This is a genomic window from Synechococcus sp. UW179A, assembly GCF_900473965.1.
Taxonomy (GTDB): Bacteria; Cyanobacteriota; Cyanobacteriia; order PCC-6307; family Cyanobiaceae; genus Synechococcus_C.
Window position 1 is genome coordinate 101,629 of record NZ_UCNJ01000004.1, and the last position, 23,407, is coordinate 125,035.

The following is a 23,407-nucleotide window of genomic DNA, read 5'->3' on the forward strand; positions in this document are numbered from 1 at the left end:
GACCGAATGCGCGCCATTCTGCCCGCTTCATCCCCTGCTTAGATTTTCGCCACTTGCCTCGATGTTCTGAGCGGATTCACCCGACCCCTAGCTCGGCTGATCGACCAGTTCGAGCGACTGCCGGGGATTGGTCCCCGTACTGCACAGCGACTGGCCCTGCATCTGCTCAGGCAACCGGAAGAGCAGATCCGCAGTTTCGCGGATGCCTTGCTGGCGGCACGGACCCAGGTTGGGCAATGCCAAACCTGCTTTCACCTCAGCGCCGATCCTGTATGTGAGATCTGCCGCAATCAGGAGCGTTCCAACGGCCAGATTTGCGTGGTTGCTGATTCACGTGATCTGCTCGCTCTGGAAAGGACCCGAGAGTTCAACGGCCGCTATCACGTTCTGGGAGGTCTGATCTCTCCCATGGATGGCATCGGTCCTGATCTGCTGCAGATCAGCAGCCTGGTGAAGCGGGTGGCCGCCGATAACGTCGAGGAAGTGATTCTGGCTCTCACCCCCAGCGTGGAAGGCGACACCACAAGCCTCTACGTGGCCAGGTTGCTTAAGCCGTTCACCCGGGTCAGCCGGATTGCCTACGGACTCCCAGTAGGCAGTGAACTTGAGTATGCCGACGATGTGACTCTCAGCCGTGCACTCGAGGGACGACGCGACGTGGACTGATCCAGGCTGATGACTGCGGCGAGGCGATCGATCACGGGTGTGGAGTCGGCCATCAGGTTCTCCCTTCGTGGAAATAGAGCCACTCTGGAAGCAGACACGTTTGCAGGCGTGCGCAAGACCAGCCGTTTTTCATCCATCCAGCCCCATGAGCGGTTGCCCGAGTGGCTGCGTCGCCCCCTGGGAGAAGCCTCCGCTATCGAACGGGTTCAGGGGCTGGTGAAGTCCAATGCCCTGCACACCATCTGCGAAGAAGGACGCTGCCCCAACAGGGGTGAGTGTTATGCCGCCGGCACCGCCACGTTCCTGCTTGGTGGATCAATCTGCACGCGCAGCTGCGCGTTCTGCCAGGTGGAGAAAGGTCGTGCTCAGGCCGTCAACCCGCTCGAAGCGGAGAAGGTTGCCGATGCCGTTGAGGCGATGGGACTGCGATACGTCGTCCTGACTGCCGTTGCACGCGATGACCTCGACGACCATGGGGCCTGCCTGTTCACCTCTGCCATGGGAGCGATCAGGGCCAGGAATCCCCTGATCGCCATTGAGGTATTGACCCCGGATTTCTGGGGAGGGCACTCAGACTCCCAGAAAGCCGTCAGTGCTCAACGCGAGCGATTGGCGACAGTGTTGAATGCGGCGCCGGTGTGTTTCAACCACAACCTCGAAACCGTCAAACGACTACAGAGGGAGGTGCGGAGAGGAGCCACGTACGAGAGATCGCTGGGGTTATTGGCCGCCGCAAGGACGCTGGCACCGGCGATTCCCACCAAAAGCGGACTGATGCTGGGGCTCGGAGAAAGCAGGGATGAAGTGATCGAAACCATGCGCGATCTGCGAGCCGTTGACTGCCAGCGGCTCACCATCGGGCAGTACCTACGCCCTTCGCTGGCCCACATTCCCGTAGCCCGCTACTGGCATCCCGATGAATTCGAGGATCTAGGAGACGTTGCTCGCGAACTGGGATTCGCCGTAGTGAGAAGTGGCCCCCTGGTGCGCAGCAGCTATCACGCCGCGGACTGACGCCAACGCGTCAGAGCCCTGTCCCGCACCTGAACGCAGTCACCAAGCATCAGTGCACCAGCGCCTCCCCAGACCATGCGCATCGGCAGGTCCCAGAGGGCGGCCTGCACTTCGCGCACGGATTCAAATCCGCGCCCCCTGAAATAACGCACTAAACGTTGATGCTGGCTTTCGTCATCACGAATGGCGAGCAGTCTCGCCTGACGGCAAGGGGTGGCCTCCATCGCCCAGGCCATCGTGGCCGCCCAGATGAGATCACCGCATCCCGCAGGGGCGGCCGGCAGCACGCGCATCGTGTCCAGCTGTAATCCACGGGGGGCGCTGTAAGCCCAGGCTTTCATCTCGCCAAGAAGCTGCAAACGTTCCGACTGCGAACGAGCCACTACAAGCCTCAGACTCCATAGTCCCAAAGGACGGCCAACTTGAAGCCTCAGAAGCAGGCCCCGTTGACGGGCCTCCATTTCCAGTTGATCCAGCATCACCACTCCGAAGCGAGGTAAGGCCCCGAATCGATCACAGCCTCGATGGGCAATGCTCCATAAAGGTGTGGAAACAACTCTCCGCTCGGAATCGCATCGGCGCGCAGAGGAGAGGTCAGCCTTGCCGCATCAATCGTGAGCAGGATCACCGATTCAGCATCCGCATAGAAACGCTCAAAGGTGCTCACCACCTGTTCACGCCAAGACAGATGAATGAATCCCACCTGATCAAGTCGCAGTCCTCGGGTCGACATGTCGTAGTGACCCGACTGGCTTGCGGCTTTCCAGTCCTCAGCCAGCGCCAGATGGAACAAGGGTTGGTCAGCTGGAACATCGACAGCATCAGCAGGGAACAGGGGCTGAAGACCACCGGGATGCCATGGGTCAGCCCTCTGCATGAGGCGCTCAAAATCAGGATCCTGTAAAAAGCGCATCAACCACCCACGCAGCGGCTCCAGGGATTGATCAGCATCAAATCCCTCAGGATCAGCGATTCGCCACTGACGCACAAACGGCCACAGTGCGACATCAGCGAGTGAACAGCTGGCATCCACAAGCCAGCCACCACAGTCATTAATCCGCTTAGCCCACCCCCGCAACACATCTAACCCCTGCTGCTGATGCTCCTGTTTGGACTGCCCCGGATAGCGATCGCTGTATTTGAAACGATCGAGATGATGTTTAAAGGTCGTGTCGTTGAGCTCAATCAGCTGCCGGATGCAGTCCTGCGTTTTGCCAGAACCCTGCCGGCGGAGATCGCGCGGATCGGCCTGGTTGAGTGCCCAGTGCATCACCGCAAGGCTTTCATCGATCACCGTGCCGTCAGCGAGAACCAAAACCGGCACCGTTCCTTTCGGGGATACCTCGAGCATCGGCGCTGGTTTGTCCTTGAGTTCAATTTCCCTCCATTGGACAAGCTGACCTGCCTGCAACAAGGCCCAGCGTGCGCGCATCGCATAGGGACAGCGACGAAAGCTGTAGAGAACAGGCAGTGTGCTCATCCTTGAGTGTTGGGCCTTGATTGCCAGCCTGAGGATTGCGAGAGGACTCCTTGTCTGAGCTGGCTCTGCCGCATCGCGAAGCGTGCCCTGTCGGCATCTGTGAAACGATCCCTGCACTGCAGACACTGCACGCCGGGGATGTAACTCTCCAGTTGCCGCTGCTCAGGCGTCAGTGGCAGACCGCAGGCATGGCACATGCTGTGCTGGCCAGGCTCGAGCTGATGGTTGAGAGCGACTCGCTGATCAAACACGAAACACTCACCCTTCCAGCGGCTTTGGTCTTCGGGCACCTGCTCCAGGTAGTTGAGAATGCCGCCCCGAAGATGATGAACCTCGGGGAATCCCCGCTGTTGAAGAAAGCTGCTGGCCTTCTCACAACGAATTCCACCGGTGCAGAACATGGCGATGCGCGCCGGAGACGTGCGCTCAACCAGAGGGCGGAGATGCTGTTCCACCCAGTCAGGAAAATCCCGGAAACTGTCAGTTGCTGGATCCAGAGAACCCACAAAACTGCCTACGGCCACCTCATAGGCATTGCGGGTGTCGATGACCAGCGTGTCTGGGTCATCCACCAGCTCATTCCAGTGGTGAGGGTCCACATAGGTACCCACATTGCGGCGAGGATCAGCACAAGGCTGCCCCAGGCTTACGATCTCGCGCTTGCGACGGGCCTTGAAACGCCGGAAAGCGGGCCGACTGCAGCGGCTCCGCTTCACCTGCAGGCACTCGAAATGGGCATTCCCCAGCGTGATCCTGGCGCGCAAGCACTCCAGAATCATGCTCACGCCTTGGTCGGGACCACTGATCGTGCCATTCACCCCTTCCGGTGCCAGCAACACCGAACCCACAACCTGTTCACAAGAGGCCAGCTCCGGCAGATCTGTCAGCAACGACTCCAGCTCAGCGGGCCCTAATGACGTGAAGGCGTAAAACGCGGCCACTAAAAACGATGGGCTTTCGGGCTGCGCAGCCGTCATGCCGCAGCTATCTCCCGCTCAGGCTGGTTCTCGAGCGGGTGTTCATGCCAGCTGGCCTGGACACCTGCGGCTTCAAGCAGGGCCCGGTCGGAATCCACAGCAGGATTCCCCGTTGTGAGCAAGGTATCGCCGTAGAAAATCGAATCGGCACCTGCCTGAAGGCAAAGGATCTGAGCTTCCCGATTGAGTTCTTCCCGACCGGCACTCAAACGCACGCGGCTGAACGGCATCAGAATTCTGGCAACGGCCACCATCCGCACCAACTCAAGCGGATCAACGGTGGGCAGGCCTTCCAGCGGTGTTCCCTCAACAGCCACCAAACCATTGATCGGGACACTTTCCGGATGGGGGTCGATGCAGGCCAGGACCCGCAGCATCGAGGCACGGTCGCGAAGAGTTTCACCCATGCCGATGATTCCGCCGCAGCAGAGCGTGACCCCGGCACGACGGACGCGTTGCAGGGTCTCCAGCCTTTCCTCATAGGTGCGGGTCGTGATGATTCTGTCGTAGTGCTCCGGACTGGTATCGAGGTTGTGGTTGTAAGCCGTGAGTCCGGCCTCGGCCAGACGCTCCGCCTGCGTATCGGTCAGCATTCCTGCAGTCACGCAGGCTTCCAGCCCAAGCTCACGAACGCCTCGAACCATTTTCAACATCGACTCAAAGGCAGGTCCTTCCCGGATCTCCCTCCAAGCCCAGCCCATACAGAAGCGATCCGCACCGGCATCGGCAGCCGCACGAGCCCTGTCAAGGACGGCCTTCACCTCCAAATCAGCCTGCCCAGCAACATCACTGCTGTGATACATCGACTGAGAGCAGTAGGCGCAATCCTCCTCGCAGCCACCGGTCTTGACACTGAGCAGGGACGCCAGCTGAACCCGGTAACCAGGATTGGCAGCCCGATGCACGCTTTGGGCGCGCCAGAGCAGATCCATCAGAGGCAGGTCAAGAAGATCTTGAATCTCCTCAAGACTCCAGTCGTGGCGTAGGTCCACCGTGTCCGTCATTGAACCAGCCACCATTGCTGCTGCTCTCAGGATCCCAGAGAGTGGGGCTCGATGGAGTGAAGTCCACCAAAACGTCGCTGACGGCCCTGGTAATCCTGCAGAGCGAGCTCAAGGGCCTCAGCATCGAAATCCGGCCAAAAAAGATCGGTGACATGAATCTCGGCATAAGCCAGCTGCCAGAGGAGGAAATTACTGATCCGCCGCTCGCCGCTGGTCCTGATCAACAGATCCGGATCACGCTCCCCTGCCGTAAACAGCTCAGCTGCAAGCGCATTTTCATCGATCTGCGAGGGCTGCAAATCTCCACGAGCTACACGTTCCGCCAGGCGCTGGCTAGCGCGCACCAACTCACGACGACCGCCGTAATTCGTGCAGACATTGAAGTGAATGCCACTGTTCCCAGAGGTCCGATGCGTGGCTTCCGCAATCAGTGACTGCAGCTTGATCGGCAATTCATCCAGGTCTCCAAGAAAGCGAATTCGCACCTGTTCCTGCTCGAGCGCCTGCAGCTCTCTCTGCAGGACGCTTTCAAACAAAGTCATCAAAAAATTGACCTCATCGCCTGGCCGAGACCAGTTCTCCGTGGAGAAGGCATAGGCGGTGAGTGCTTCGACACCCCAGTCACTGCAATGCCGAAGAGTGGATTTGAGCGCCTCAACACCGGCCCTATGACCCATGACCCGTGGCAGACCGCGAGCTTTGGCCCAGCGTCCGTTGCCGTCCATGATCACAGCGATATGACCGGGCATCCTGCGTGGATCCAGCCCCTCGGGACAGCACCGCGGTGCCGCTTGATCAGTACTGACGGCCAGTCGTCGGCTCAAGGCAGTGAATCCTGGGTGCCTGAACTCACGCTACGCGGAGATGGTGATTTCACCGGCGCGGTCGACACAGACGCGGCAATCAACTCGGTGAGCAAATCCTGCAAGCGTGAACTGGTGATCGGGCGTTCTAGACGTCCCTGGTTGGCCAGAGACAAGGTACCGGTCTCCTCGGAAATCACCACGCAGATGCAGCGATCAAACCGTTCAGTAATACCCAGAGCCGCCAGATGACGTGTGCCATAGCGACTGATGCCCTGACGTGACAACGGCAGGATCACTCCTGCAGAGATGATGCGGCTGCCCTTGATCACAACGGCACCATCGTGAAGAGGCGTATCGGAAGCAAACAGATTCAGCAGCAATTCGCTGCTCAGCTGGGCATCAATGGTGACGCCAGGGTTGAGAAAATCCTCCGGTCTCAGATCACTGCCGAGATCGACAACGATCAAGGCCCCACGACGACTCTTAGACAGACGCCCTGCTGCGTCGGTGAGTTGTGCAACGGTGCTGGCAGTCGCCCTCATTTTGCTCTGGGGATTCCCCAGCAACACAGCAAGACGGCCCGTACCGAGAAGTTCCATCAACCGTCGCAACTCTCCCTGCCAGAGAATGGCTAGTGACAGAGAGCAGGCAAGAACCAACGCATCAATGAGCGTTGAGGTCAGTGGCAGATTGAAAAAACGCTTGACAAACCAGGCCAGCGCCACAAGGAAGAGGTAGCCACGCAACAGCCATAGCGTTCGCTGCTCATTGACTCTGGTGAAGAGCAGAAAGCCGAGGAGAGAAGCGCAGAGAACATCAAGTAGAAGGCGCAGTTGCAACACCTCCAACACCTTCGCCTTCGCCTTTTGGTGTCCTCAGTTTACAGAGCGCAACCGTTCAGGCATCAGGTCGTAACGCAGCAGGTCTTCAGGTTGTTCGCGGCGCTGAACCAGCTCAGCTTCTCCTGAATTGACAAGCACTGCGGCTGGTCTTGGAATGCGGTTGTAGTTGGAACTCATCGAAGCGTTGTAGGCCCCGGTGGCGAAGACCGCCAGGATCTCCCCGCTGCTGCAGGTAGGGAAGGCAAGATCCTTGAGCAGCACATCTCCCGACTCACAGTGCTTACCAGCAAGAGTCACGGTCTCTTCTGCACTTGCCAATGGGCGGTCCGCCAAACATGTGGTGTAGAGGGATTGATACGTGATCGGCCTGGGGTTGTCGCTCATGCCTCCATCAACAGAGAGGTAGGTGCGGATCCCAGGAACCACCTTGCGAGAGCCAACGGTGTAGACGGTCACCCCTGAGGGCGCCACCAGCGAGCGTCCTGGCTCGCAGAGCAAACGCGGCAACGCAATATCACGCTCTCTGCAGGCCGCCACGACGGCTTCTGCCACGACTTTCACCCACGCATCGATCGATGGGGGATCGTCGCTTTCCACATAGCGGATTCCCAGGCCTCCTCCAACATTCAGATCCCGAACGGGGTGGCCGAGTTCAAGAGCCAGACGCAGGGCATCGGCCATGACAGCGGCCAGGTCGCGATGGGGCTCAAGCTCAAATATCTGTGAGCCGATATGGGCATGGAGGCCTTCAACTCTCGCCCAGGAACAGCCCTGGAGCCTGCGAAGCACGGGCTCAAGCTGATCAGGATCAAAGCCGAATTTGCTATCGAGATGCCCGGTGCGTATGTACTCGTGGGTATGGCACTCAATGCCTGGCGTGAAGCGAAGCATCAGCCGAACAGGCTGCCCGCCATCAGGAACAATCCTCTCAAGACAATCCAGATCGTGCTGGTTATCTGCCACCACCATCACGTCATGGCCATAAGCCAACACCAGCTCTTCAACCGATTTGTTGTTGCCGTGAAGCACCATCCGTTCGGCAGGCATGCCGCCATCGAGTGCGGTCATTAATTCTCCCGCAGAGACCGCATCAAGCCCCAAACCCTCTGAAGCCACCAAGGCCGTCAGAGCCAATGAACTGTTGGCCTTCGACGCGTAAATCGCCAATGAAGGGCCGGGGTAGTGACGCTTTAGCGCATCGCGATAGGCCTGGCAGGCCTTACGAATGCTGGCTTCGTCCAGAACATACAAAGGAGTGCCATAGCGCTTGGCCAGCTCGCTCAGAACACAGCCTCCGACCGCTAAGCGGCCCTGATCGTCAAGGACTGCGGTGATCGGTGCAAGATTGCGATTCGGGCTGTTCAGGTCACACCCTGATTCATAGGGCTGTGGCATGGAGCGTCGGGTCGGTCGCACAGGCAATGTAAGAAGGCGCGTCGCCCAGGCAGTGCTGTTTTGGTTGGTGAAGTGGCCGTCAACGCACGAATGCTGGGTCCTGACGACCTGGGTGCCTGTCTAAGGCTTGATCGCATTGCCTTGAAGGGGCTCTGGACGAAACAGCAGTGGGAGAGAGAGCTTTCAGACAACAACAGACTGGTGATGGGCATCGACACCGAGGATCGAAGCCTGATCGCCCTGGCCTCTGCATGGCTGGTCATTGACGAACTTCAAATCACGGCTGTGGCGGTAGACCCGATGCATCAACGCTGCGGCTTCGGCGCCAGGGTGCTGCAGGCAATCATGGATCGCGCTGCATCTCTTGGAGCAGTGTCAGCCACCCTTGAAGTGGCCTCAACAAATGCCGTGGGTCTGGCTTTTTACGCCCACAGCGGTTTCTCAACAACAGGTCGCAGAACCGGTTACTACGCAAACGGCGACGATGCCCTGCTTCAATCCAGATCAATCGGAAGTGGTAGGGATTTCCGCACTGATCAAACTGAATAAAGGAACACATTTCGGCATTGATTAATACTTTCTGAGGCAACCAACCCCCAACAACACTGGGATGTGCCTTTGGATCATCGATCCACAACCACCCGTTCAACCCTGATAGGTTGGGCTGAACAGCTGTCGGCCTGAGCAATGTTCGAGAGGTTTACCGAGAAGGCCATCAAGGTGATCATGCTTGCCCAGGAGGAGGCAAGACGACTTGGTCACAACTTCGTGGGCACTGAGCAAATCCTGCTCGGACTGATCGGTGAGGGAACTGGGGTTGCAGCCAAAGTGCTGAAGTCCATGGGTGTGAATCTCAAGGACGCCCGTGTTGAAGTTGAAAAAATCATCGGACGTGGCTCAGGTTTTGTCGCCGTAGAGATTCCGTTCACACCTAGAGCCAAGCGAGTTCTCGAGCTGTCTCTTGAGGAGGCTCGTCAACTGGGGCACAATTACATCGGTACGGAGCATCTGCTCTTGGGCCTGATCCGTGAAGGAGAAGGTGTTGCAGCTCGTGTCCTTGAAAATCTCGGGGTTGATCTCGCCAAGGTCCGCACTCAAGTGATTCGGATGCTTGGTGAAACCGCTGAAGTTGGTGCTGGAGGCGGTAGTGGTTCTGGTGCCAAAGGATCCACCAAAACTCCCACTCTCGACGAATTCGGAAGTAACCTCACACAGCTGGCCAGCGAAGCCAAGCTCGATCCGGTGGTGGGACGTCATAACGAAATTGATCGTGTGATTCAGATCCTTGGTCGCCGCACCAAAAACAATCCTGTGCTGATTGGTGAGCCTGGTGTCGGCAAAACAGCCATTGCTGAGGGCCTGGCTCAGCGGATCCAACAGGGTGACATCCCCGACATCCTTGAAGACAAGCGTGTTCTCACTCTCGATATTGGTCTTTTGGTTGCCGGTACCAAATATCGAGGTGAATTCGAAGAGCGCCTCAAAAAAATCATGGAGGAAATCAAGGGCGCAGGCAATGTGATCCTCGTGATCGACGAAGTTCACACACTGATTGGCGCAGGCGCTGCTGAGGGTGCCATCGATGCTGCCAACATCCTCAAACCAGCCCTTGCCAGAGGCGAGCTGCAATGCATCGGTGCCACAACTCTTGATGAGTACCGGAAGCACATCGAGCGCGATGCGGCTCTGGAACGACGCTTCCAGCCAGTCAACGTTGGTGAGCCTTCGATCGAAGACACCATCGAAATTCTGCGTGGACTGCGTGAGCGCTACGAACAACATCACCGCCTACGCATTACCGATGAAGCCTTGGAAGCCGCGGCAACCCTTGGCGATCGCTACATCTCAGACCGCTTCCTGCCTGATAAGGCCATCGATTTAATCGATGAGGCCGGCAGCCGTGTACGGCTGCTGAATTCCAAACTCCCCCCTGAAGCCAAAGAAGTCGATAAAGAGCTGCGCCAAGTTCAGAAAGAGAAGGAAGACGCTGTCCGAGAGCAGGACTTCGCCCGTGCTGGCGAACTGCGAGACAAGGAAGTTGAACTGCGAGAAAAAATCCGCACACTTCTGCAGAACAGCCGCCAGGACACTCCCAGCGAGTCTTCAGAACCCACCGAAACTGCCGAGTCCTCCACGGAATTGGCTGCTGTAAGTTCCGATCAATCATCCTTCCAGGGCGCAGTTGCAGAAACAACTTCACCGGTCGTTAGCGAGGAGGATATTGCCCAGATCGTGGCGTCCTGGACGGGTGTACCTGTGCAAAAGCTCACCGAAAGTGAGTCCGTCAAACTGCTCAACATGGAAGAAACGCTTCACAAGCGTTTGATCGGTCAGGACGAGGCTGTGAAGGCAGTTTCTAAAGCGATTCGCCGAGCACGCGTGGGGCTCAAGAATCCGAATCGTCCAATTGCCAGCTTCATCTTCTCAGGACCAACGGGTGTAGGTAAGACAGAACTGACAAAAGCTCTGGCTGCTTATTTCTTCGGCAGTGAAGACGCCATGATCCGTCTTGACATGTCGGAATTTATGGAGAGACACACGGTCAGCAAACTGATCGGTTCACCTCCTGGTTATGTGGGATTCAATGAGGGTGGCCAGCTCACAGAAGCTGTAAGACGCCGTCCCTACACCGTTGTTCTATTCGACGAGATTGAAAAAGCGCATCCCGATGTTTTCAATCTTTTGTTGCAGTTACTTGAAGACGGACGTCTCACCGATTCCAAGGGTCGCACTGTCGATTTCAAAAACACTCTGATCATCATGACTTCGAACATTGGTTCGAAAGTGATTGAGAAAGGTGGTGGTGGACTTGGCTTCGAATTCTCTGGGGATGAGAATGCCGAGGAGAATCAGTACAATCGCATCAAATCGCTCGTCAATGAAGAGCTCAAGCAATACTTCCGTCCCGAATTTCTCAATCGTCTTGATGAAATCATTGTATTCAGGCAACTGAATCGCGAAGAAGTCAAACAGATCGCAGAAATCATGTTGCGCGAGGTCTTCAGCCGTATCGGTGAAAAAGGAATCACCCTGTCTGTTTCCAATGCTTTCAAGGAACGTCTCGTCGAGGAGGGTTACAACCCCGCCTACGGCGCCCGTCCCTTGCGCCGAGCTGTGATGCGTCTGCTTGAAGACAGCCTTGCGGAAGAAGTCCTTTCCGGTCGCGTCAAAGATGGTGACTCTGCCGAAGTGGATGTGGAAGATGGCAAGGTGGTGGTGAAGCATCTCAACGCTGTACCCAGTGAAACCCCTGCTCTCGCTGGCGCCGGTCTCTGACCTGGATGATCCAAACAGACTCCAGCAAAACCCCTATTTCAGTTCATTCCATCGCTCCCGCCCAGGTCATTCGTGGTTCGGGAGCTTGGATTGAAGCTCAGAAGCCAATCGCGAAGCTCTTCCGCAACCCGCTGCTGCTCGGCAGGAGCGAGTCTACGCAGACGATTCGATCCCGTCTCTGTCGTGAACTCAATCAAACTGGTCTGAGAGTTTTTCAGCAGAATCTCGAACACGATTGCTGTGAGCTTGATCTTCAAAGACTCCAGAACGATTTCGTTAGACAGTCCTGTGATGGAGTGATTGCCTCAGGGGGCGGCAAGGTTCTCGACAGTGGGAAACTCCTGGCGGACAGGCTTGGGGTTCCTTGTGTGACGGTTCCACTCAGTGCTGCAACCTGCGCCGGCTGGACTGCCCTCTCGAATCTCTACAGCCCTGATGGCGCCTTTGAGCGTGATCAAGGTCTTAAGCGCTGTCCTGATTTGCTGGTTTTTGATCATGAGCTGCTGCTGAAGGCACCGACACGCACCCTTGCCAGCGGGATCGCCGACGCGCTGGCTAAGTGGTACGAAGCCTCGGTGAGTAGCGGGTCCAGCCAGGACGGGGTCATTCAGCAGGCTGTGCAAATGGCCCGAGTTCTGAGGGATCAGCTGCTGATCGATAGCCTTCAGGCTATTCAAGAGCCTGGAGGCGAAGCCTGGAAGCGGGTTGTGGATGCCTGTGGACTCACTGCTGGAGTGATCGGGGGTCTCGGTGGAGCTCGCTGTAGAACGGTCGCCGCTCACGCCGTTCATAACGGCCTCACTCAACTGGAAGCGTGCCATTCCGTTCTGCATGGCGAGAAAGTGGGCTTCGGAGTACTTGTTCAGTTGCGCTTAGAGGAGCGTCTGGGCGGCAATCGTTTAGCGGCGCATGCCCATCGCCAGCTGTTGCCGCTGCTGCGCGAACTAGGTCTGCCGGTCTGCCTCGATGACCTGGGGCTTGGTCATGCCAGCCTCAATCAACTGCAGCAGGTCTGCCAGTTCGCCTGTAGAGACGGATCTGACCTACATCATCTCCCCTTCGAGGTGACTCCCGTTGCCTTAATGGAAGCTCTTGTGGGAGCCGCTGAAACAAGCCCAGTGCTGCCTTGAAAGCACTGTTGAATTCCATCAAAGGCGAGCTGCTGGATCCAAAAGCCAGGGCTCTGGCTGAACATCTCGAATGGTGGGAACTGCCCGAACTCAGCATTGACGCGTCGTTTCCTGTTGCTGTTGTCGGGCAAGGTCCTCCTCTATTGCTGCTCCATGGCTTCGACAGCAGTTTCCTGGAATATCGCCGTCTGGCCCCATTGCTGAGCCAACACTTTCAACTGTTCATTCCCGATCTGTTTGGGTTTGGATTCTCACCGCGACCCCTCGATGCGATCTACGGACCCGAAAGGGTGCTGAGTCATCTCGATGCAGTGCTTGAACACATTCCGCAGGGATCTCATTGCGGTGTGATCGGAGCTTCCATGGGAGGGTCCGTTGCCGTCGAAATGGCAAGACGTCACACCCATCGGATCGAGGCATTGATGCTGCTTGCACCTGCAGGACTCACCGGAAGACCGATGCCTGTACCCCCTGTGTTGGATCGCTTCGGAGCCTGGTTCCTGAGTCGCCCGGGAGTGCGTCGAGGTCTTTGCCGACAGGCCTTTGCCGATCCCGACGCCAACGTCGGTGCCGCGGAAGAGCAAATCGCCTCACTGCATCTGCAGTGCCCCGGGTGGGCCGAAGCACTTGCAGCTTTTGCCCGTAGTGGAGGGTTTGCAGGTTGCGGCACACCGCTTCCTGATCAACCTCTGCACGTGATCTGGGGAGACAATGACCGGATCCTCAGAACTCCACAGAAAAAAGCAGCGGCTCTGATTCTCAACGACAGGATTGAACAGTTCGAGGATTGCGGCCATCTTCCCCACATCGATCAGCCCGATCGGGTTGCCGAACGCTGTCTCAACTGGTTCCAATCCACCCTTTCCAACAGTCGTCCATCAGACCTCATCGGATGATGGGGCCCTGATCCGCCATCGTGGTGCTCAGCTTCCATGCCCCAGACCAGCTCCGGCCCCGTTCTCCAGCTCCTGGCCAGTGGTCTTCAACGCTGGATCCGCAACCAGTGCGACTCGGTTGAGGAGTTGAACCTAGCCCTTCAGGGGTCCGCCATCGAGCTCCTGAGAGGACGCTTAAAAGGAGTCTCGCTCGAAGCTCGCAGGGTGAGTTTTGACCAGCTGCCCCTGATGCGTGCCGAGTTGCAATCCGGTGCGCTGAAGACAGTGTTCCGTCCTGGTCAACCCAACCAGCCGGTGCAGCTCAAGGAGCCTTTCAGCGTCGAAGGAGAGGTGGTTCTCAGAGGCACTGATCTGAATAAAGCCCTTGCGACCGATCGCTGGCGATGGTTGGCAGATCTACTGGCTGAACAGCTGATGGGCCTCACGCCACTGAGGTCACTGGCGATCGACAACGATCGCTTGGTGCTAACAGCAGATGTGATCACAGGCAAAGACCCTGTGCAGCGCAGCTTTTCAGTCTGTGCGGATCAGGGAACACTCAGGCTGAACCATTGCGATGCGGAAGGACGATTTTGTCTGCCGATGGATCCGTCCATCAGGATCATGGATGCCCGTTTGCAAGGCGGTCAGCTGGTGATCAAGGGCAAAGCCACGGTTCATCCCTGAAGAGTTCATCCCTTCAGGGTTCATCCCTGAGCCATTAATGGCATCACCAGGGTCACGACATAAAAAACCACTGCAGGTGTGAACAGATAGCTGTCGATTCGATCCAGTATTCCGCCATGGCCAGGCAGGGCATCCCCGGAATCCTTGACGCCTGCGTCTCGCTTCATCATCGATTCAGTGAGATCACCCACCAGGGCGAAGAGAGCCACTAGAGCACCCAAACAACCGCCGGTGAAAGGTCCGTAGGGCCACTCCAGCAGTGCACCTCCAAGTGCACCAAGCAGCAGCGCCGAAGCCAGTCCGCCGTAAGCACCTTCAATGGTTTTGGCGGGAGAGATCGGGGAGAGAGGGTGGTGACCGAAGCGGCGACCAATGACATACGAGCCGATGTCACTCGCCACCACCAATAGACAGGCCATCAGGGTGATCAGTAGGCCGGAGCTGACCCAGTTCCACGGAATGTGCCTGACCAGGGGTGCGATGTCCACAGCCTGAAGGTTGCGAAGACGCAGCCAATGACTGGGCAGAAACCCCAGATAAAACAGACCGAAAATCGAGGCGGCGATGTCCGCAATCGAGCCGGTGATCGGCTGCAACAGCAACCAACCACAGATTGCAGCGCCGGAAAGAGGCAAAATCGCGTCGGCGAGAGAAGAGGCGATGCCTCCGTTCACAGACCACTGGGTGCTGATCAGCAGGAGCTGGCAAGCCACGAGTGTGGTTTTTGTGGCTGGACGCATGCCTTTGAACTGGGCCATGCGGAAGAACTCCAGCAAACCCAAATGCACAATCACACCCAGGGCGATCGTGAACCACCAACCACCCAGACCTACGACCACTAACCCGAACAGCCCCACCAGCAACCCGCTGATCAGGCGTTTGTGATCAGCAGCTCGCCGCTTGCTTAGGGCCTTCCCGGTTGTGGCGTCTGAAATCACCTGTCAGATCCCAGGGCCCTTCAGGCCAGAACCTTCACCATACCGGGCACCTGATCAGGCCAACGCTGATGCTGAGACTGGAGCCATTGGCAGCGATCTACAGAGATTCTCTCTCCCGGTACGAGCAGAGGAACACCCGGTGGATAAGGGCAGATCAGCTCAGCTGCAATGTGATCAGCACACTCAGCCAATGAACGCATGCAATGGGGATGGCGCTGTGCTTGATCAGGAGTGAGTTCAGGAATCGACGTGCTCTGCATCGGCGGCTCCGGGATGAAAGGCAGCGGGACACCATCACCCTCACGCGCTAAAGCCTGCCAGACAAACGCCAGTCGCTTCGCCAATCCCCGGTGCCGGGCGAAGCCAAGACAGAGGGTGAGACAGAGAGGCTCAGGCAACTCTGCGATCAACCCCTGACGCATGCAGAAATCATCCGCATCGAGTCCGCTCCAACCAATCTGACCGGTGGCAAGGATCAGTCGGAAGGGGTCATCTCCGGAGTGGATCGACACCCCACGTCTGTGCAGATCATCGATGAGCCTGAGGGCCTCGCCTCTGCGAGCCTCACTCCACGAAGTCCATTGGCTGGACAACAACCAATCCAGGGTTGTCTCACAAGAGGCCAGCAGCAGAGCACTGGGACTGGTGGTCTGAAGCCTTCCCAGCGAGCGACGCAGCCGCTCTGGGTCCAGCCGTTCAGATCGAAGCCACACCACTGCAGTCTGTGCCAGTCCTGGGGCTGATTTATGCAGGGAATGCACAACCAGATCGGCTCCGGCGGCCAGTGCGGAGATAGGGCAGTCCTGCTCGGAAGCAAAAGCCAGATGGGTGCCATGGGCTTCATCCACCATCACCGGCAAACCCTTGCTGTGAAGCAGATCGATCAGCTCAACAATCTCAGCGGCGTAGCCGTGATAAGTGGGATGAACAAGGACAGCACCGGCAATGGGGCGACCTGGGTCAGGCCAGGGCTCCAGGCTCTGGCGCAGACCCTCAGCAGTCATCGCCCCGGCATGGCCGCGTTCGCTGATAAACGGCACGGGTAGAAACACCGGCATCACGCCACCCAGCTCACAGGCGGAGATCAGAGAACGATGGGCATTGCGCGGGAGCAGCACAGCGTCTCCGGGTTGTGCCATGGCCAGCAAACCGGCTTGGAGAAGACCCGTGGCACCGTTGACTCCATACCAACACTGATCAACACCCATCGCTTCAGCCAGCCGCGCCTGGCTTGTTGCCACAGCACCCTGTCGTTCGAGCGGTCCTCCGATCTCCGGCAACTCGGGGAGGTCCCAGCTACCCGGTGATTGACGCAGCAAACGCCTGAAACGGGGTGGCAGTGCTGCTCCCCGACCATGCACCGGCAAATGCAATGCAAGACGTCGATCCGGTCGCAGCAGATTGAGAAGCGACGACATCAATGCAATCTACAAACAACTGTTAGTGGCGTAAAAAATGGCCTAAAAATCCCATTCTTCTGATCAGATAGCCGCGACAGAGGTCCATCACAGAGATATCACTGTAAAACCAGCTCAAAGAAACAACCAACAAGTCAAGGAACAGGTCATCAATGCGGTTAAAGCATCAAGAGTGGCCGCTCGATGTCATTCAGGTTGTGGCGAAAACGTAATTCGGCGAAGAATTCGGAGAATGCTCCGTCCATTGGAGCTAAAAAGGGGGGGGGGATAAGACCAGGCAGAGGCATGCTAAAGATTCTTGGCTTTCATGAAGGCGGACCCGAGTCCATTCGCTCATTGCTAGGAGTCAGTTCCGGACCAATCCCCTATGGAGAGGGCATCTCGGCCGGATTTCCTGATCTGTCTAAACAATTTCATTCACTGGGAGTCAAGAGCATTCGTACGCAGGATTATGCGAACGGTTCATTCAATGTCATGTATTTCTTCCCGGAAAGACATGCTGATGCATCAGACCCTGAGAGTTATGAATGGTCCCAGACGGATAAGGCGTATCAAACAATCCTAGATATCGACGCTGATCCCTTCATTCGACTGGGATTGAGTTGGAGAAACATGCTGGATTGGGGTGCGTTTGGAATCCAGGATGCATCTGGATACGCAGGCTATGGACCGTTCTGGTCAGGAGACAAGCCGTTGTCTAAAACAATGGTGGAAAAAGGTTCAGAGATTTTCACAACAGTCGTAGAACGTTATACAGACGAGCAAAAATGGGGAAGTAATCCTTTGGAAAATGGGTACGTTGAAATATGGAATGAGCCCAATATTATTGGAATCAACACAGTCATCAAAAACAACGGATTTCCAAATCCGTCCAACAAAGACCAGTATGAATATTCAACAGAATTTCCCAATTATATGTGGGATGGAACTCCAGAACAATTTTACAAGTTCTTTGCAGATACCGCTCTGGCACTAAAAGAAAAATTTCCCGACCTTAAAATCGGTGGGCCTGGACTTCACAATGTTGGGCTAGGTCTACCGAAAGTAACACCACCAGGATCCAATTATAAAAATGCAATCGGACTGGAGTGGACAAAAAATTTTCTTGAGTATTTGTCGTCGCGCAATGTTGAACTTGACTTTTTTAGCTGGCACCTCTACAGCTCAGAACCGAAAGATTATCTTACTTTCTATAATGCCACTGATGATCTATTGAGCGAGTACGGATTTGGCGAAACCGAACAAATCCTTTCCGAGTGGAATACCCTATTTGACAATGATAACGCTTCTTCAGTATTGGGAGCAGCTCAGGTAAATGCGATTTGGATTGCTCTTCAAAACGAGACTGATCATCTAAGTCAAGCTGTGTTCTGTCGTGGAGCTGACGGGCCTTTCATACCCGATGGTGACGGATTCCCAATCATGATTAATTCTGATGGCACGAATCTAGGTCCAGAAAATTTTGGTCAACATGGAGTTGGCCTACTCACAAAAGATGGCGTCTACAAGCCAAGCGCATATGCGTTTTCATACTGGTCAGAAATGGCCGGAAAAGAACCGATTGATCTCGATCAATATTATTCGAATCCGAGCAACGATACTGGTCTTTATTCGTTGGCGGGTATGCGGTCAGGCACACTTGGAAAGGATCTACAAATCCTGATTTCTCATTTGCCCGATCAAAATGATGATGAAGAAATCGTTCTCAACATCTCTGATATCGCAGAATCCTTCAAGATAGATCGCGATTCTGTTGTCATTTCAACAGTCAGCGAGCTGTTCGCAGAACCATCCAAAATTAAAGTTCCAAAGAATGGACAATTCACCATTCCAACCAACCAAGTCATCTCAATAAAGATGGGAGATTACAATGCAGATGCAAACATCTTTTTCCAGACATCAGCCCTCAGCAATGAGGTGGGTGAACTCATTGCCAGTGAATCTGCGACCTGGAAAATTATCGGTGGAGACGAAAGCGAGCTGTTTGAAATAGATCCAGTCACAGGGGAGCTTTCCTTTAAGCAAACACCTGATCAATTCATGTTTAATGCTGAGAATCAGAACGAGATTTTCTCTGTGAAGGATCAGAATGAGATTTTTTCTGTGAGCGTAGAAGCAAGTTCAGAGTCAGACGTGGTCACACAAAAAATCTTCGTCGAAGTGAAATTAAACGAAGAACCTATGAACAGAAGTGGGGCATCAATCTATCTTTTTGAAGACATAGCAGGTCAATCCATTTCAGACTTCTCAATCGAGAGCGGTGACAAGATTGGCATTGAAAATCCAGATCATTTCTTCTCATTCACGCAAACAAATAATGATTTGTTGATGAAAAACTCAATCGGTTCTGAGGTGATTTTTCTCGATGTTGACAAAAAAGAACTACTGGCGTCAGATGCGCTTGTAGTCCTATGATCAGGCAGCAGCGACAGAGCAACATCATAGAGACACGGAAGGCAAAAGCCAGAGCCGAAGAACAAAGAAACGTTTCGTCTAAACAACGGCATCCTTAATCAAACCAATCAAGAAAGCAGATCTCGTGAGGAACAGATTCGCAATAACTCCTAAGAGAGAAAATGCATACTTATGCCAGAACGCCTGCGAACCCCCCTCAAGTAATATTACTATTTTTAATCCAATCACCGCGATTCATAGACTCAATATGAACGCTCCTTTGACACATGTCAGCCAACGGCACCTATAAGGTCTCAATGAAAGGCTGGCTAGAAAAGCCACAAGTAGAACGCCAACTAGACAACAAGGGGAAGCCGACGGGGAAGTGGATAGCGACCACTGGCTACACAGCAGGCCCTGGGCTTTGGTATGGGGCCAACAACGGCGATCTCAGCGCCACCCAGTCAATCAATCTATACCTGCCCGAGCAAGCAATTGCTAAGCTAGCAAATGGACAAGGTCCGTCCAATGACTACTACTTTTACCTTTGGAATGGGATCGATTTTAATCTAAAACAGATTAACAATTCTCTCCCATTTATGAATCAAATTTCCCAACCAGTCCTCTGGAAAGGGAAAGGCTCTGTCGCCAGGCCATACAACAATTTATATCCGGGCTATACATGGATTTATGATGATGAATCTAGACAAATGGCGAAGCCCGAAGCCTGGCTTTCGAAAGACTTGGAAACATTTTAAAAATATAATTTCCCCGCAGACGTGAATCTGCATTATTTTGAAGACAATACCTGGGAATCGGTCAATTCGTCGGCAAGTCCGTCCTTAGTTGAGCAGAAAATGGATAGTTCAGAAATACTTTTCAATAGTCAATATATCAATTACACGAAAAATTTTTTCGATGGTCAGCACGACTCTCAACTGTAGGTGCTCTCAGAGGACATCATCTCCGTACCTAGCACTGGCGCATCTGTTCAACTTACCCTTGAGATACCAGAGGATGGAAACTCAATAACAATTATAGGGAAAACCATTATTCCAGGGACAGATCCATCCAGCGCACCTCAATCAATTTTAAAAATTGACGAGATTTACAGCCCACGTACGAAAGAATGGAATCCCTCAAATGTCTTCAGGACCATTCCACTTACAGACATTGGTAACATTTGGAATGCCGTTAACTGTGTTTACCCTTTTTTAGGCGAAACCTATGCACACGGATCTACAGAGGAAGAGGCCTTGAGGGGCACTACAGTAATGGGTAAAATACTGGATGGGTTAATCATTGAAATTAACCTAAAGGAAGAGCACAGCTTTTCAATAAAATAATCAAAATTGCTCCAACCCTGTACTTAAAACCAACAAAGACTCCACTCTGATAGGTACATCAAGTGACGACAAAATTGCTGGCGGAGAGAATGATGACTTAATTGTTGGCGGACTAGGCAACGATGACCTATCAGGTGGTGATGGAGCTGATATTTTTAAATTCGAAACCCCAAAGGATTCAGAAGATAATTACAAGGATCAAATTACCGACTTTAGCCAAGAAGAAGGAGGCAAGATTGATATATCCGATGCCATTGGAGAAGGAAGTGGCAATCCATATATGCTCATCAAGAACCAAATCAGCTTTTCAAAATCCGACACGAAAATTGAGTTCAATTCTGGACTACTACAATTGTCTGACGAATCTGAAGATAGCGGGAAAATTGAAATCTTGATTCCCGGCCTAAAAAGCCTAAATATTGACATGTTCATCATTTGAAAAACTTTTCAAAATCAGCTCAGCAGACGCTGAAAAAAAAACATCAACACCTCAGCCTTACCCATAAAGTCAAGAACATCTCTCAAAGATGATGGTCAAAAGTGTAATCAATACTTAACATTAGACAGACGGCAGAATTATATTTATGTGTTCGAAGAGACATCACGCAGCACACAATTCTCCTAAGCAGTATGTTGATCTCTAATGCTGACGTATTGATCCATAAAGTCGGATCTGCACATAAACACCTGCGACTCAGCGAATTCTTTAGGATCGTCATAGCCGCTAGCACTACTGGGCGTGGATTCGCTTCGCTACAACCCGGGCCGAGATGTCCGATGGCTCCTGTTGCGCCCATGGATCGGCATCCCGCGCCTGATCCAGATCTTCTGGGCTCTGCTGGGCCTGATGCTGAGCTTGTTGCTGCGCGGCGGAAGTAATGACCCCCGCGTTCAGCGCAATCTGGCTCGCACCCTGCTGCGCACGCTGACAAACCTCGGTCCTTGCTTCATCAAGGTTGGCCAGGCCCTTTCGACTCGCCCGGATCTGATCCGTCGCGACTGGCTGGATGAGCTGACACGGCTTCAAGACGATCTGCCTTCCTTCGACCATGCGATCGCTCTGAACACGATCGAGACAGAACTGGGGGCTCCGGTGACTCAGCTTTTTGATGAATTCCCAGATACTCCTGTTGCAGCAGCAAGTCTTGGGCAGGTCTACAAGGCCCGCGTCGGTTCACAACGCTGGGTCGCGGTCAAAGTTCAAAGACCGAATCTGACCTTCATCCTGCGGCGAGACATGGTGCTGATCCGCAGTCTCGGGATTCTGGCCGCGCCCTTTCTGCCACTGAATCTGGGCTTTGGCCTCGGAGAAATCATTGATGAGTTCGGCCGAAGCCTGTTTGAAGAAATCGATTACTACTGCGAAGCAGACAACGCTCGGCACTTCTCAAGATTGTTCGCTGGCAATGACGCGGTCACCATTCCCGATGTTGATGAAGAGCTCTCAAGCCGACGCGTTCTGACCACCAGCTGGATTCAAGGCAGCAAGCTTCGCGATTCAGAGGAGCTCAAGTCCCAGCGCCTTGATCCCGCGGCGCTGATCCGCACAGGTGTGATCAGCGGACTTCAGCAACTTCTGGAGTTCGGTTACTTCCATGCCGATCCCCACCCGGGCAACCTCTTTGCACTCCCTGGGCGCAGCGGTGATCTCGGACACGTGGCCTACGTGGATTTCGGCATGATGGACTCCATCAGTGATCAGGACCGACTGACGCTCACAGGTGCTGTTGTCCACCTGATCAATCGTGATTTTGAAGCGGTTGCCAAAGATTTTCAGGAGCTCGGATTTCTTTCACCCGATGCTGATCTCGCGCCGATCATTCCCGCCCTGGAAGACGCTCTGGGAGGCAGTCTTGGTGATTCCGTTGGTTCCTTCAACTTCAAGGCGATCACCGACCGATTCTCGGAATTGATGTACGACTACCCTTTCCGGGTCCCTGCACGCTTCGCCCTGATCATCCGTGCAGTGGTCAGCCAGGAGGGACTTGCGCTGAGACTGGACCCCGATTTCCGCATCATCGCGGTGGCCTACCCCTATGTGGCCAAGCGACTACTCGCCGGCGATACCAGAGAGATGCGAGAGAAACTGATGGACGTGATCTTTGATGAGCAGGGAAGTCTGCGTGTTGAGCGACTTGAAAGTCTTCTCCACGTTGTGGGCAATTATTCAGATGGTCAGAGCAGTGGAGAGCTGCTGCCGGTGGCAGGGGCTGGACTGCGTCTGTTGCTGAGTCGAGATGGGGGAGACCTGCGTCAGCGCCTCCTCCTGACCCTGATCAAGGATGACCGCCTGAACATCTCAGATCTGAGGGAGCTAACCGCACTGATGAGAAAGACCTTTGGCCCTCGACAGATAGCAGAGGGTGTGATGCAACGCCTGAATCCACTAGCGGCCTGATTCAGGCAGAGCAGGCAAAGGCCCATCACCCCCGCATTGGCACAGCGATAATGGTTTCTCAAAGACCCTCTCACTGACTTATGTCGATCGCGCCCGACACTGCTCCAATCGAGCTCGATCAGGCTCAGATCGACCTGCTGACAGAAGCATTCGGCGGTCTCAGCATGGATGACATCCTGCTGGACTACGCCAACCTTCAGCAGCCGCCGTATGCGATTGCTGGGCTTGGATTAGCGATCAGCTTGGCCTGCGGACTCACCTTCTCTAGGCTTGTCCAGAACCGTCTTGATGGCTGGAAGAAAGACAGGTTGCCACTGCTTCCGCTTGGGAATGCTGAAACCGTGATGAGTTACTCGGGAATACTGATTGGCATCACCTTGTTTATCGGAGGATCACTTCAGGTTTTCGGCTTTGCTTCAGGTGCGGCCTATCTGAGTGCATTTGTGCTCTCAATCCTCACCGGTGGCGCACTCTGGGCTCAGCTTGAGCGATTGATGACGCAGGTTGAAGCTGGAAACTTCAAGGCTGTTGATTTCGACAATTTCGACGAATTCTTCTGATTGCTGTTGTCCTGTCCCCCTTATGTCATGCCAAGACATAAGCCTCTAGCTGCACATCACCCCGACGCAACATTTCCAGGCCTTCGCGTTCGAGCTTGCGGGTTCGATCACGGCTCATTTTCAGAGATTTAGCAATCGCCGTAAGGCTCATCGGATCCTCGCCGTCCATCCCGTAGCGCATCCGCAACACACGCTCCTGCA

23 protein-coding genes are annotated in these 23,407 nt (G+C 54.7%); 13 read left to right on the top strand and 10 right to left on the bottom strand.

Annotated elements, in window-relative coordinates; genetic code table 11:
- Window positions 1-96: 96 nt before the first annotated feature.
- Both recR and lipA read left to right on the top strand, forming a co-directional pair.
- Complete coding sequence (gene recR, locus DXY31_RS02120; RefSeq protein WP_305791084.1) at window positions 97-666, top strand: recombination mediator RecR; 570 nt, start codon at window positions 97-99, stop codon at window positions 664-666.
- 9 nt (window positions 667-675) lie between these two features.
- Window positions 676-1,680, top strand: coding sequence for a lipoyl synthase (gene lipA, locus DXY31_RS02125; protein ID WP_114991492.1), 1,005 nt, complete (start codon window positions 676-678; stop codon window positions 1,678-1,680).
- On the opposite strand, the gene DXY31_RS02130 is transcribed toward lipA, so the two are convergent.
- The 7 genes from DXY31_RS02130 to lysA are packed head-to-tail and all read right to left on the bottom strand — an operon-like array spanning window position 1,665 to window position 8,184.
- Window positions 1,665-2,159, bottom strand: a complete 495-nt coding sequence (locus tag DXY31_RS02130) for a hypothetical protein (RefSeq protein WP_114991495.1) — start codon at window positions 2,157-2,159, stop codon at window positions 1,665-1,667. The two genes, lipA and DXY31_RS02130, sit on opposite strands and share 16 nt — an antisense overlap.
- On the bottom strand, window positions 2,159-3,160 hold the full coding sequence (locus DXY31_RS02135; RefSeq protein WP_114991498.1) for a DUF952 domain-containing protein: 1,002 nt from the start codon (window positions 3,158-3,160) through the stop codon (window positions 2,159-2,161). The genes DXY31_RS02130 and DXY31_RS02135 overlap by 1 nt, the downstream gene beginning before the upstream one ends.
- Window positions 3,157-4,137 carry a rhodanese-related sulfurtransferase gene (locus DXY31_RS02140; RefSeq protein WP_114991501.1) on the bottom strand — a complete coding sequence of 327 codons (981 nt, stop codon included), beginning with the start codon at window positions 4,135-4,137 and terminating at the stop codon, window positions 3,157-3,159. Before DXY31_RS02140 ends, DXY31_RS02135 begins: the two co-directional genes overlap by 4 nt.
- Window positions 4,134-5,141 carry a biotin synthase BioB gene (gene bioB / locus DXY31_RS02145; protein WP_114991587.1) on the bottom strand — a complete coding sequence of 336 codons (1,008 nt, stop codon included), beginning with the start codon at window positions 5,139-5,141 and terminating at the stop codon, window positions 4,134-4,136. Before bioB ends, DXY31_RS02140 begins: the two co-directional genes overlap by 4 nt.
- Before the next feature lie 26 nt (window positions 5,142-5,167).
- Complete coding sequence (locus DXY31_RS02150) at window positions 5,168-5,965, bottom strand: isoprenyl transferase (RefSeq protein ID WP_114991505.1); 798 nt, start codon at window positions 5,963-5,965, stop codon at window positions 5,168-5,170.
- Window positions 5,962-6,795 carry a diadenylate cyclase CdaA gene (gene cdaA / locus DXY31_RS02155; RefSeq protein WP_170953500.1) on the bottom strand — a complete coding sequence of 278 codons (834 nt, stop codon included), beginning with the start codon at window positions 6,793-6,795 and terminating at the stop codon, window positions 5,962-5,964. The genes DXY31_RS02150 and cdaA overlap by 4 nt, the downstream gene beginning before the upstream one ends.
- A 27-nt stretch (window positions 6,796-6,822) precedes the next feature.
- Entirely contained in the window at window positions 6,823-8,184 is a 1,362-nt protein-coding gene (gene lysA, locus DXY31_RS02160) for a diaminopimelate decarboxylase (protein ID WP_114991508.1), read from the bottom strand.
- Between the two features lie 90 nt (window positions 8,185-8,274).
- On the opposite strand from lysA, the gene DXY31_RS02165 reads away from it, so the two are divergent.
- The 5 genes from DXY31_RS02165 (at window position 8,275) to DXY31_RS02185 (ending at window position 14,152) form a co-directional block, all read left to right on the top strand.
- Window positions 8,275-8,733: a GNAT family N-acetyltransferase gene (locus tag DXY31_RS02165; RefSeq protein ID WP_114991511.1), complete on the top strand. Its 459-nt coding sequence runs from the start codon at window positions 8,275-8,277 to the stop codon at window positions 8,731-8,733.
- A gap of 138 nt (window positions 8,734-8,871) precedes the next feature.
- Window positions 8,872-11,460 carry an ATP-dependent Clp protease ATP-binding subunit gene (locus DXY31_RS02170; RefSeq protein ID WP_114991515.1) on the top strand — a complete coding sequence of 863 codons (2,589 nt, stop codon included), beginning with the start codon at window positions 8,872-8,874 and terminating at the stop codon, window positions 11,458-11,460.
- Between the two features lie 5 nt (window positions 11,461-11,465).
- On the top strand, window positions 11,466-12,590 hold the full coding sequence (locus DXY31_RS02175) for an iron-containing alcohol dehydrogenase family protein (protein ID WP_114991518.1): 1,125 nt from the start codon (window positions 11,466-11,468) through the stop codon (window positions 12,588-12,590).
- The gene (locus DXY31_RS02180) at window positions 12,587-13,486 is read left to right on the top strand and encodes an alpha/beta fold hydrolase (RefSeq protein WP_114991521.1); all 900 of its coding nucleotides are present in this window, start codon (window positions 12,587-12,589) and stop codon (window positions 13,484-13,486) included. The genes DXY31_RS02175 and DXY31_RS02180 overlap by 4 nt, the downstream gene beginning before the upstream one ends.
- A gap of 36 nt (window positions 13,487-13,522) precedes the next feature.
- Window positions 13,523-14,152, top strand: coding sequence for a DUF2993 domain-containing protein (locus DXY31_RS02185; protein ID WP_114991524.1), 630 nt, complete (start codon window positions 13,523-13,525; stop codon window positions 14,150-14,152).
- Window positions 14,153-14,172: 20 nt separating this feature from the next.
- On the opposite strand, the gene DXY31_RS02190 is transcribed toward DXY31_RS02185, so the two are convergent.
- Entirely contained in the window at window positions 14,173-15,090 is a 918-nt protein-coding gene (locus DXY31_RS02190) for a phosphatidate cytidylyltransferase (RefSeq protein ID WP_114991527.1), read from the bottom strand.
- A 20-nt stretch (window positions 15,091-15,110) separates the two neighbouring features.
- Window positions 15,111-16,508, bottom strand: a complete 1,398-nt coding sequence (locus tag DXY31_RS02195; protein WP_114991532.1) for an aminotransferase class I/II-fold pyridoxal phosphate-dependent enzyme — start codon at window positions 16,506-16,508, stop codon at window positions 15,111-15,113.
- 285 nt (window positions 16,509-16,793) lie between these two features.
- Here DXY31_RS02195 and DXY31_RS02200 point away from each other — a divergent pair, with 285 nt between their 5' ends.
- From DXY31_RS02200 to DXY31_RS02220, 6 genes are all read left to right on the top strand, one after another.
- Complete coding sequence (locus tag DXY31_RS02200; protein WP_170953501.1) at window positions 16,794-18,923, top strand: hypothetical protein; 2,130 nt, start codon at window positions 16,794-16,796, stop codon at window positions 18,921-18,923.
- A 266-nt stretch (window positions 18,924-19,189) separates the two neighbouring features.
- Window positions 19,190-19,660: a hypothetical protein gene (locus DXY31_RS02205; protein WP_114991538.1), complete on the top strand. Its 471-nt coding sequence runs from the start codon at window positions 19,190-19,192 to the stop codon at window positions 19,658-19,660.
- Window positions 19,661-19,846: 186 nt separating this feature from the next.
- On the top strand, window positions 19,847-20,248 hold the full coding sequence (locus tag DXY31_RS02210; protein WP_114991541.1) for a hypothetical protein: 402 nt from the start codon (window positions 19,847-19,849) through the stop codon (window positions 20,246-20,248).
- A 49-nt stretch (window positions 20,249-20,297) separates the two neighbouring features.
- Window positions 20,298-20,687 carry a M10 family metallopeptidase C-terminal domain-containing protein gene (locus tag DXY31_RS17820; protein ID WP_371638987.1) on the top strand — a complete coding sequence of 130 codons (390 nt, stop codon included), beginning with the start codon at window positions 20,298-20,300 and terminating at the stop codon, window positions 20,685-20,687.
- A 300-nt stretch (window positions 20,688-20,987) separates the two neighbouring features.
- Complete coding sequence (locus DXY31_RS02215) at window positions 20,988-22,646, top strand: AarF/ABC1/UbiB kinase family protein (RefSeq protein WP_114991544.1); 1,659 nt, start codon at window positions 20,988-20,990, stop codon at window positions 22,644-22,646.
- Between the two features lie 80 nt (window positions 22,647-22,726).
- Window positions 22,727-23,206 (top strand): hypothetical protein, encoded by a 480-nt coding sequence (locus DXY31_RS02220; RefSeq protein WP_114991547.1) that lies wholly within the window; start codon window positions 22,727-22,729, stop codon window positions 23,204-23,206.
- A 25-nt stretch (window positions 23,207-23,231) separates the two neighbouring features.
- On the opposite strand, the gene DXY31_RS02225 is transcribed toward DXY31_RS02220, so the two are convergent.
- Window positions 23,232-23,407 (bottom strand): sigma factor-like helix-turn-helix DNA-binding protein (locus DXY31_RS02225; RefSeq protein WP_305791085.1); only part of this gene is annotated, 176 nt, incomplete at its 5' end.